General features: G+C 71.6%; 9 protein-coding genes. 3 read left to right on the forward strand and 6 right to left on the reverse strand.

Going from position 1 to position 8324, the window contains the following annotated elements:
• Window positions 1-306: 306 nt before the first annotated feature.
• From ACFFRH_RS43775 to ACFFRH_RS43785, 3 genes are read right to left on the reverse strand one after another with little or no spacing between them, the layout of a single operon-like run.
• Window positions 307-759 carry a nuclear transport factor 2 family protein gene (locus ACFFRH_RS43775; RefSeq protein WP_344744531.1) on the reverse strand — a complete coding sequence of 151 codons (453 nt, stop codon included), beginning with the start codon at window positions 757-759 and terminating at the stop codon, window positions 307-309.
• Entirely contained in the window at window positions 756-920 is a 165-nt protein-coding gene (locus tag ACFFRH_RS43780) for a hypothetical protein (protein ID WP_344744532.1), read from the reverse strand. The genes ACFFRH_RS43775 and ACFFRH_RS43780 overlap by 4 nt, the downstream gene beginning before the upstream one ends.
• Window positions 920-1783 carry an NAD(P)H-binding protein gene (locus ACFFRH_RS43785; protein WP_344744533.1) on the reverse strand — a complete coding sequence of 288 codons (864 nt, stop codon included), beginning with the start codon at window positions 1781-1783 and terminating at the stop codon, window positions 920-922. The genes ACFFRH_RS43780 and ACFFRH_RS43785 overlap by 1 nt, the downstream gene beginning before the upstream one ends.
• A gap of 107 nt (window positions 1784-1890) precedes the next feature.
• Between ACFFRH_RS43785 and ACFFRH_RS43790 the strand changes: the two genes are divergently transcribed.
• Window positions 1891-2478 (forward strand): TetR/AcrR family transcriptional regulator, encoded by a 588-nt coding sequence (locus tag ACFFRH_RS43790; protein ID WP_344744534.1) that lies wholly within the window; start codon window positions 1891-1893, stop codon window positions 2476-2478.
• Window position 2479: 1 nt separating this feature from the next.
• On the opposite strand, the gene ACFFRH_RS43795 is transcribed toward ACFFRH_RS43790, so the two are convergent.
• Entirely contained in the window at window positions 2480-2794 is a 315-nt protein-coding gene (locus ACFFRH_RS43795; RefSeq protein ID WP_344744536.1) for a hypothetical protein, read from the reverse strand.
• 216 nt (window positions 2795-3010) lie between these two features.
• On the opposite strand from ACFFRH_RS43795, the gene ACFFRH_RS43800 reads away from it, so the two are divergent.
• On the forward strand, window positions 3011-4117 hold the full coding sequence (locus ACFFRH_RS43800; RefSeq protein ID WP_344744537.1) for a sensor histidine kinase: 1107 nt from the start codon (window positions 3011-3013) through the stop codon (window positions 4115-4117).
• Complete coding sequence (locus ACFFRH_RS43805; protein ID WP_386164071.1) at window positions 4114-4788, forward strand: response regulator; 675 nt, start codon at window positions 4114-4116, stop codon at window positions 4786-4788. Before ACFFRH_RS43800 ends, ACFFRH_RS43805 begins: the two co-directional genes overlap by 4 nt.
• A gap of 4 nt (window positions 4789-4792) precedes the next feature.
• On the opposite strand, the gene ACFFRH_RS43810 is transcribed toward ACFFRH_RS43805, so the two are convergent.
• Both ACFFRH_RS43810 and fxlM read right to left on the reverse strand, forming a co-directional pair.
• Entirely contained in the window at window positions 4793-6193 is a 1401-nt protein-coding gene (locus ACFFRH_RS43810) for an alpha/beta hydrolase (protein WP_386164073.1), read from the reverse strand.
• Window positions 6194-6763: 570 nt separating this feature from the next.
• Window positions 6764-7936, reverse strand: a complete 1173-nt coding sequence (fxlM, locus tag ACFFRH_RS43815; RefSeq protein WP_386164075.1) for a methyltransferase, FxLD system — start codon at window positions 7934-7936, stop codon at window positions 6764-6766.
• Window positions 7937-8324 lie beyond the last annotated feature (388 nt).

Consider the following 8324-nt stretch of genomic DNA (forward strand, 5'->3'; position numbering starts at 1 on the left):
CGGGACTTGTCCCGGCGCAGCGCGGCGAAGCAGTAACCCACCCGAAGCCCACGCGGCAGGCGGGAATCTCCGTCCTTTAGGGCGGAGAGGATGTCAAGGCATGAGGGGACGTCTGCCCGTTCGATGGTCTCCTCGCGGCCTGCGGAGCGGCCGGCGGCGGAGTCCACCGGGGCAACCACCCGACAACGCTCCGACGGCGGGTGCGATGGTCCGTCAGCTCGTCTTCGGTGCTGGGGGTGGGTGTGTCGAACGCGCGTGCCCTGGCGCGTTGCGCTCCGGCGTCGGCGGGGCCGGTGGGTGCCGGTTTTACCGGGCGGGGTCGAGGACGCCTCCGTTGCCCTCGGCCCAGGCGGGTCGCACGGTGATCCGGTCGATGCGCCAGTGGCCCGCGGTGCGCGTCAGCCGGATCTCGCCGGCGGCGCCGTTGGACCACATCGGGCCGTCGTGGGCGGCTTCGCGGCGTAGCCACGTGAGGACGTTGACGCTCGCCGTGGCGTGATCGCCGTCGAGGTCGACCAGCAACGTCGTGGCCGCGTGCATCGTCGCGTCCAAAGGGTCAAGCTGCTCCCGGTAGTACCGGGTCTGTTCCGCGGCGGTGCGCGACTGCGGCTCGCCGCCCAGCATCGCGGTGTAGTCCGAGACGACGGTGTCGGCGAGCAGGTGCTCGACGGTGTGCCAGTCGCGGCGGTCGAAGCCGCGGACAAGCCGGTGGACGACGTCCTGGATCTCGAGCCGGTCGCTGATCTCCTGCAGGTTCATGAGATCTCCTTGTGCCGCGCGCTGGTGGTGTGGTCGTTCCGGCTGCCACCGACGTGGCGCGGGGTGGTGTCGAGCCGGTCGAAGACGCGGGCCATGGCCAGGCGTTCGGCACCGGCGTGGCCGTGAGCGCCCTCGGCGTCGACGAAGATCACGGGACGCATCAGGCCACCGTCCCCGCCGGGTGGGCCGAGCGGGCCCGGTGGGCGTCGAGGAGGAAGTCGCGGAACGAGCGGGGCTCTTCGCCGGTGATGTCCCGCACGGTCGTGGTGATCCGCTCCTCGCTGCCCGCGGCGATCTCGGCGTCCATGCCGGCGAGCATCCGGGCGTAGTCGTGGGGCACTCCACCGGCTTCGATGGCCGTGGTCAGTTCTTCGGCCGTGATCGAGGTGTGGCGCACCGAGGTGCCGGTGACCTCGCCGATCATGGCGGCGGCCTCGTCGTAGCTCAGGGCCTGGGGGCCGGTGAGGATCAGTTCGCCGTCGGGGATCGAGGCCCCGAGCAGCAGATGGCCGGCGACGGCGGCGATGTCGCCGGGGTCGATGAAGGCCACCCGGCCCCGGCCGGTCGCGGTGACGATCTCTCCGCGCTCGCGGATCCCGGCCGCCACGGGGTGGCTTCCGACGAAGTTCTGCATGAACCAGGAGGGCCGCAGCACCGCCACCTCCGGCACGCGGTCTCGCACCAGCGGGGGCAGGGCGCCCAGTCCCGACGGGGCGTCGGTGACCGCGGACGAGCTCAGCAGAGCGACACGCCGGGTGCCGGCCGCGACAGCCGCGTCGAGAAAGCCGCCGACGGCGGCGGCGGGATCGGGGTCGCTGAGCGGGGCGACCAGGAACACGCGGTCGACGCCTTCCACGGCTCCGGCGAAGGTCTGGGGGTCGGCCCAGTCGAAGATCACATGCTGGTCGTCGCCGGCCACGGGGTGTCGGCTGGCCGTTCGCACCGCGACGCCACGGGCGCGAAGGAAGGTGGCGACCCGCCGGCCGGTGGTCCCGGTTCCGCCTGTTACGAGGACAGTTCTCATGAGCCGATCCTTCACATCGTCCGGTCGAGACGGTACCGTCTCGACCTGTCCGATTGATCGTAACATGGCCGGGACGATACCGTTCCGTCCTGAATTAGGATGAACGCATGACCACGTCTCGACGGAGCCCGACGGGTGCTGCCGTGCTCAACCCGGCGGTCACCGATGCCATTGCCACGGCGGCCATCGACCTGCTGGTGGAGGCGGGCTACGCACGCCTGACGATGGACGGCGTGGCTCAGCGTGCCAACGTCGGCAAGAGTGCGATCTACCGGCGCTGGCCGTCCAAGCTGGACATGATCGTCCACGGGCTCGCCCGGCTCAGCATCCCGGCCGGCCCCGCCCCGGACACCGGATCCCTGCGCGGTGACGTGCGGGCGGTGATGCAGGCCGCCTTCGACTGGTTGAGTGACCCGCGCATCCGGGCGGTGCTGCCCGACCTGATCGCCGAGTCCGACCGCAACCCGGTGCTCGCCGAGGCGGTGGCGGAACATGTCACGCGTCCGCGCGTCACCTGGGCTCGCGCCGCGCTGAGCCGGGCGTGCGACCGGGGCGAGCTGGCCGCCGACGATGTCGACCTGGTGCTGGACCTGACCGTCGCACCGATGTTCTGGCGCCTGACCCACGCCCGGCCGGTGGACGACCGATACCTCGACCGGCTCACCGAGCTGACGATCGAAGGGGTGCGACACTGACTCAGTCCAGGCGGGCGTCTCTCAGGTAGATCCACGCCCGTCCCGAGGCGACCATCGCCGCCCGCGTCTCATCGCCCGCCAGATCGGCCTGTGCGGTGGCATGCCCGACTCCGGCGCAGGCCAGGCCGCGGGCGCCGAATTGGTCGGGCGAGCCGGGCGGTGGCGCGAAACCGCTGTTGTCCTTCGGCGTTGCGCAGCCGGTCCAGCGACTTGTGGGCGCCGAGGTCGGATACAGGGCCGGGGCGTTGGTGGTGTCGCACCGGTCTGACCAGATGCGCGGCCGCTCCTTCTCGGCCTTGGCCTGCTCGGCGCGCATCACGGTATTGTCGGCTCGGCGGTCAGTGTCTTCGTGACTGCCGTCGTGTTTCGCCGTCAGCGGCGCCGGTGCTTGAGATGCCCCGGTGCCCAGGGCGTTCCGATCGTCACTCGAAGCGTGACCAGCGGCCTGGCGCCGGCCGGGTACGGCGACGTCCGAGGACTTCACGATCGATCAACGCGTAGCCTGGCTACTTCGTTGCGGGGGAGTGGGCGCATGAGGCTTTCGGACGCGGTGCGGGGTCTGCGGGCTCGCGACGTCTGGGGCGCGGCCGTCGTCGTCGGGCTTTCCTTCACGCCGTGGGTGCAGGACAAGGGCACGGTCCTGGCCTGGGACACCCCGCACCGGTCGTTCTCCCTGGTCGCGGCGCTCCTGGTGATCGGGCAGGGGCTGCCGCTGGCGTTACGGGGCCGGTTCCCGGTGGCCTGCCTGGCGCTGATCTCGCCGGCCTTCGCGCTCTACCAGTTCCTCGGCTATCGCCCCACCTTCGCGAGCGTCGGGCTCTACATCGCGCTGTTCACGGTCGGCTTGAATCAGCGACGGCACCGGTGGGTCACGGTCGCCGGGTGGTCGGCCGGCTACGCGATGCTGTCCGCCGCCCTGGCGGTCGTCGGCCCGCCGACGCCGGTGATCGAGTACGTGTACTTCTTCGCCATCCCCGCGGCCTGCTGGCTCGGCGGGAGCTGGGCCCACGGGCTTCTGCTGCGTCAGGAGGAGCAGCAGGTGTACGCCGTGGAGTCGGCGATGCGTGACGAACGGGAACGGATCGCTCGCGAGCTGCACGACGTGGTGACCCATCACGTCACGGCGATGATCATGCAGGCGGACGCCGCGCGTTTCGTGCCGGCCGGGGAACCGCGGAAGGTCGAGGCCGGGCTGCTGGCGATCGGCGACACCGGTCGTCGTGCCCTCGGTGACCTGCGGCAGCTGCTCAGCGTGCTCAGCCCCGCGCACGACGCGCCCCGGCGTCCGTCGCTGGGCCGGCTCGCGGACCTCGTCGAGCAGACCCGGCTCGCCGGGCAGCCGGTCGAGTTCGTCGAGGAGGGGGTGGTCGAGTCGGAGGTCGCGTACCGGGTGGTGCAGGAGGCCTTGACGAACGCGTTGAAGCACGCGCCGGGCCGGCCGACCGTGGTGCGGGTCGCGGGCGGGCCGCCCGGCCGGACGACCATCGAGGTGAGCACCGGCGCTCCGGACGGGCCGGTGCCCTCGGCGCGGCCCGGCCGGGGCCTGAGCGGGCTGCGCCGTCGTGTGCGCCTGGCCGGCGGTGACCTCAGGGTGCGCCGGGACGCCGAGGGCGCCTTCGTGGTGCGGGCGACGCTGTGACCATTCGCGTACTGGTCTGTGACGACCAGGATCTGGTCCGGGCCGGTTATGTCACCATCCTGTCCGCCCAGCCTGACTTCGACGTCGTCGGGCAGGCGACCGACGGCATCGCCGCGGTGGAACAGGCCCGGCTGCTGCGGCCCGACATCGTGATCATGGACATCCGGATGCCGCTGCTCGACGGCATCGAGGCCACCCGCCGGCTGGTCGGCCCGGGCACCGCCCCCGGGGCTCTGCGGGTTCTGGTCGTGACGACCTTCAACCTCGACCAGTACGTGTTCGAGGCGTTGCGCGCCGGCGCCAGCGGCTTCCTGCTCAAGGACACCCCCGCCGAGACGATGATCGAGGGCGTCCGCGTGGTGGCGGCCGGTCACGCGCTGATCGCCCCCGAGGTCACCCGTGACCTGATCGGCCACTTCGGCGCCCGGATCCGGGAGGGGAACGGTGGCCAGGCGGACCGGGTCCTGGCCGAACTCACCGAACGGGAGATCGACGTGCTCCGGCTGATCGTCGCCGGTCTCTCGAACCCCGAGATAGCGGCGGCGCTGTTCATCAGCCGTGAGACGGTCAAGACGTACGTTTCCCGGATCCTCGCCAAACTCGGCCTGCGCGATCGCATCCACGCGGTCGTTCTCGCGCACCGCATCGGGCTCTTCACCGGCGAGCCGTGAGCTTCTACCGGCCGGTCTTGAGGCCGGCCTTGACGATGAAGTCCATCGTCAGCTTGGCACCTTGCGGAGTCTGCGCCGGAGTGTGCCCGGCGCCGGGGACCTCGATCACTTCGGCATGGGGGAACTGCCTGGCGGCTGCCCGCCCGGCCGGGGTGGGAGTGTTGGCGTCCAGATCGCCGGAGAGCACCAGGACCGGCACGTTCGGCAGGTGCGCGCGCGGGCCGAACGGGGGCCGCGCGGTCGCATCGTCGGGCCACCTCAGGCAGGCCCCGGTGTCGAAGGAGTCCCGGGTGACCCAGGCGGCGGGGGAGAAGGGGGCGAAGTCCTTCGGGTCGAGCCGCGCGACGTGCTTGTCGTAGTCGCGGCGCCGGGCGGCGAAGCCGTCCGCGAAGTCGAACGATCGCAGATAGTCGTGGCAGGTGGTGGCCCAGCTCTGCGGGATCGACACCGCCCGCGGCCCGGCGTTGGCCGCCTTCGCCTGCTCGATCAGGTGGGCGCGGACGATTTCCCGGATCGGTTCGAGCTTCCCCCGGCTCGCGGCCGCGGCCGCTTTGGCCAGCCCCAGCTGGGCGTCCCGGTCGGCGGCCACCGAGTAGATCTTCGAGACCGCGCCGGCGAGCGCCCACTCGTCGAGCACGACCCGGCGGGTGTGCCCCCGGTAGCCGACGGTCACCGAGGTGGGCGAGCGGCGCAGCCGGGTGGCGAGGGCACCGAGATCCTTCAGCACGGTCCGGCCCGCGCAGGCCCTCGACCGCTCGCAGACCAGGGTGACGGCCCGGCGCAGAGCGGTCGCGGCGACCGCCTCGCTGGGATCCTCGTTGACGGCGTACGCGCCGGACAGCACCACCGACCGCACGTGGCTCGGATGCCGCTGGGCGTAGACCGGCATCAGATACGTCCCGTACGAAATCCCGAGAAGATCGAGACGATCGAAACCCAGGGCCTCGCGTACGGTGTCGAAGTCGTCGGCCACGGCGGCCGTGCCGTAGTAACGGCTCCTGGCCCCCAGTTGCCGCCCGCATTCGCCGATCGCCTGCCGCTGCGCCTCGATCCCCTCGAACACGATGTCGGAGGTGGCGAGGGCCGGGCAGCTGAGCGGATCGGAGCGCCCGGTCCCGCGTGGATCGATCAGCAACAGGTCACGGCGGTCCAGGATCGGGGCGAGCGCGGTCGTGAACAGTTCCCCGCTCAGGTCGATGGTCGAGGTTCCCGGCCCGCCGGGGTTGGGCACGATGGTGCCGAGCGACGGCCGGCTCTGATCCGTACGTGGGACGAGCGCGAAGGCCACCGAGGTCGTCCCGGCCCCGAGGTCACCCCGATCCAGCGGAACGGTGATCGTTCCGCAACGCGCGGTCGGCAATGCCGGGAGGCCCGCACAAGCCGTCAGCGGCGTTCGCGTCGTCACGCTCGCGGAGGCGCTCCCTGGAGAGCTCGCGGAAGTGGTCGACGTGTCCGCCGCGACCGAGTAGCCCGAGAGCGCCCCGCCGAGCGTGAGAGTGACGCCCAGAACGGCCACTGCTTTTCGCCGGTTCAACTGTCCTCCACCGAAATAGGCCCCCGTCTGCCGGGAACCGGTGAAGTCCAATCTAGAAACCGGAAGGCGGCGAGGCGTCACCCTCACGCGTGTGCACCGGTTCCCCCAGCTGCGGGAAGGGCGTAACGGTCCGACTACAGCGAGATGTGCCGTTGCGCGCTTCGGGAGAGCGGCTTTCGGATGCCCGGCGGGGGCCGTTCCCGGTCGATGCCGCCGTGTTCGCCGTCCCTCGGACGCCGGCCACGGCTTGGGGGCACGTCCACGACTCGCTCGCGGTGACCAGGCCGGAGGATCGCGAGACGTGAGTGATCTGGGAACCGCCACCCATGACCGGGAGTCGCGGCGCCGCTGGACCCCGGCTACGATCGCGGGCCATCTTCCTTGAAAAGGGGCCAAGTATCGAGAAAAGTCTCATCAGACGCGGCGATGGGCGAGCGCGGCTCAGAGGTCCTTCCAGGACAGTGCGAGCGTGGTGTGACGCTTGCGGATGAGCAGCCCGCCGTCGGGCGGGTCACCCCGGTAGGCGTCGATGCGCAGCCCCGACGTCATGGGCCTGTCCGCCATGTCCCATGTCTGGATGTGGGCGACCATCTCGCTCGCCAGCCGCACCCTGTCCGGCCCGTGGCCGCGCGCGATCAGTGTCCCGTCCGGTGACGGCTCCAGCAGGCAGAGGTTGTCGCGCTCGACGATGCCGACGGCCATCCGGAAGCCCGTCGTGTCGAGCGGGGGCGAGGCCAGCCACCCGGGCCGCGCCTCCGAGATCGTGCACCAGCGGGGCTCGTGCACCGCGAGCCACAGGCTCAACCCGTCGAGGAGCTGGGAGAGGCTGACACTGATCTCGGTGGACAGCTCGACCACGGGTCCGTCGAGCGCCCCCAGCACGTCGCCGATCTCGCTCGCCTCGGGCAGCGAGATCACCAGGTCGGACTCCCGGTCCAGCACCAGCGTCGTCTCCGGACCGGCGAAGGGGCCGCGCATCCGCATGAACCCGCAGGGCAGCACCGAGCGGCTCGTCCAGTGCCCGTTGTCCCGTTCCATCGCCACCGAGCGTTGCACCCCCCGCAGGTCCAGCGGGGCGACGAGGCGCCCGCCGGGGGCGAGCTGCTCCAGCCACGCCGGGGCGAGATCCCACACGCCGACGGTGGCGATCACCCGGTCGTAGGGCGCCTCCGGGGGGAACCCCTCGGCGCCGTCGCCGCACACCAGCCTCACCTCGGGATGGCCCGCGGCCGTCAGGTGCTCCCCGGCCATCGCCACCAGGTCGGGGTCGATGTCGACGCTCACGACCAGGCCCTCCGGCCCCACCAGATGGGCGAGCAGGGCGGCGTTGTAGCCCGTTCCCGTCCCGATCTCCAGCACGCGCTGTCCCGGCTCCACGCCGAGCTGGTCGAGCATCAGGGCCATGATCGCCGGCTGGGAGGAGGAGCTGATCGGGCGGCCCTCCACGTCGCGCTTGGTCACGATCGCGTCGTCCTGGTAGACGTCCTCCGCCGCGAGCTCCGGCAGGAACACGTGGCGTGGCACCACTCGCAACGCGTCGGCCACGACCTCGCTGATGCCCCGCGCGCTCACCCGCGAGACCAGCTCTTCCCGTAACGCGTGCCACTCAGTCATCGCCGACCTCCGTGCCGTATGCGTAGTGCCCTGAGTTATATGCCCCCGCACATGTCGAACGTCCCCGTGGTAGACCGTCTCCCGGTGCCCCGTGCCGGAATCGGGCGGGAAAGCGCGCGGGTCCCGCGGGCCGTGACGGTACCCCTCATACGGGTGGCGCGCAACGCCCGCCGGGGCGGGAGGGCAGGGCCCGCCGGCCCGAGGCGGCCGGCGGGCGGCTCCCGCCTTCCGGCCGGCGGGAGAGGGCCTGGAGGACCGGGAGCGGGCGACGTCGTCGCGGGGAGGTACGCCTACCCGTTGGTGGGGAAGCCGAGGTTGACGCCGCCGTGGCTGGGGTCGAGCCAGCGGGAGGTGACGACCTTGCCCCGGGTGTAGAAGTGGACGCCCT

Origin of the sequence: Streptosporangium vulgare, assembly GCF_042428775.1 — a bacterium.
Classification (GTDB): domain Bacteria; phylum Actinomycetota; class Actinomycetes; order Streptosporangiales; family Streptosporangiaceae; genus Streptosporangium; species Streptosporangium vulgare.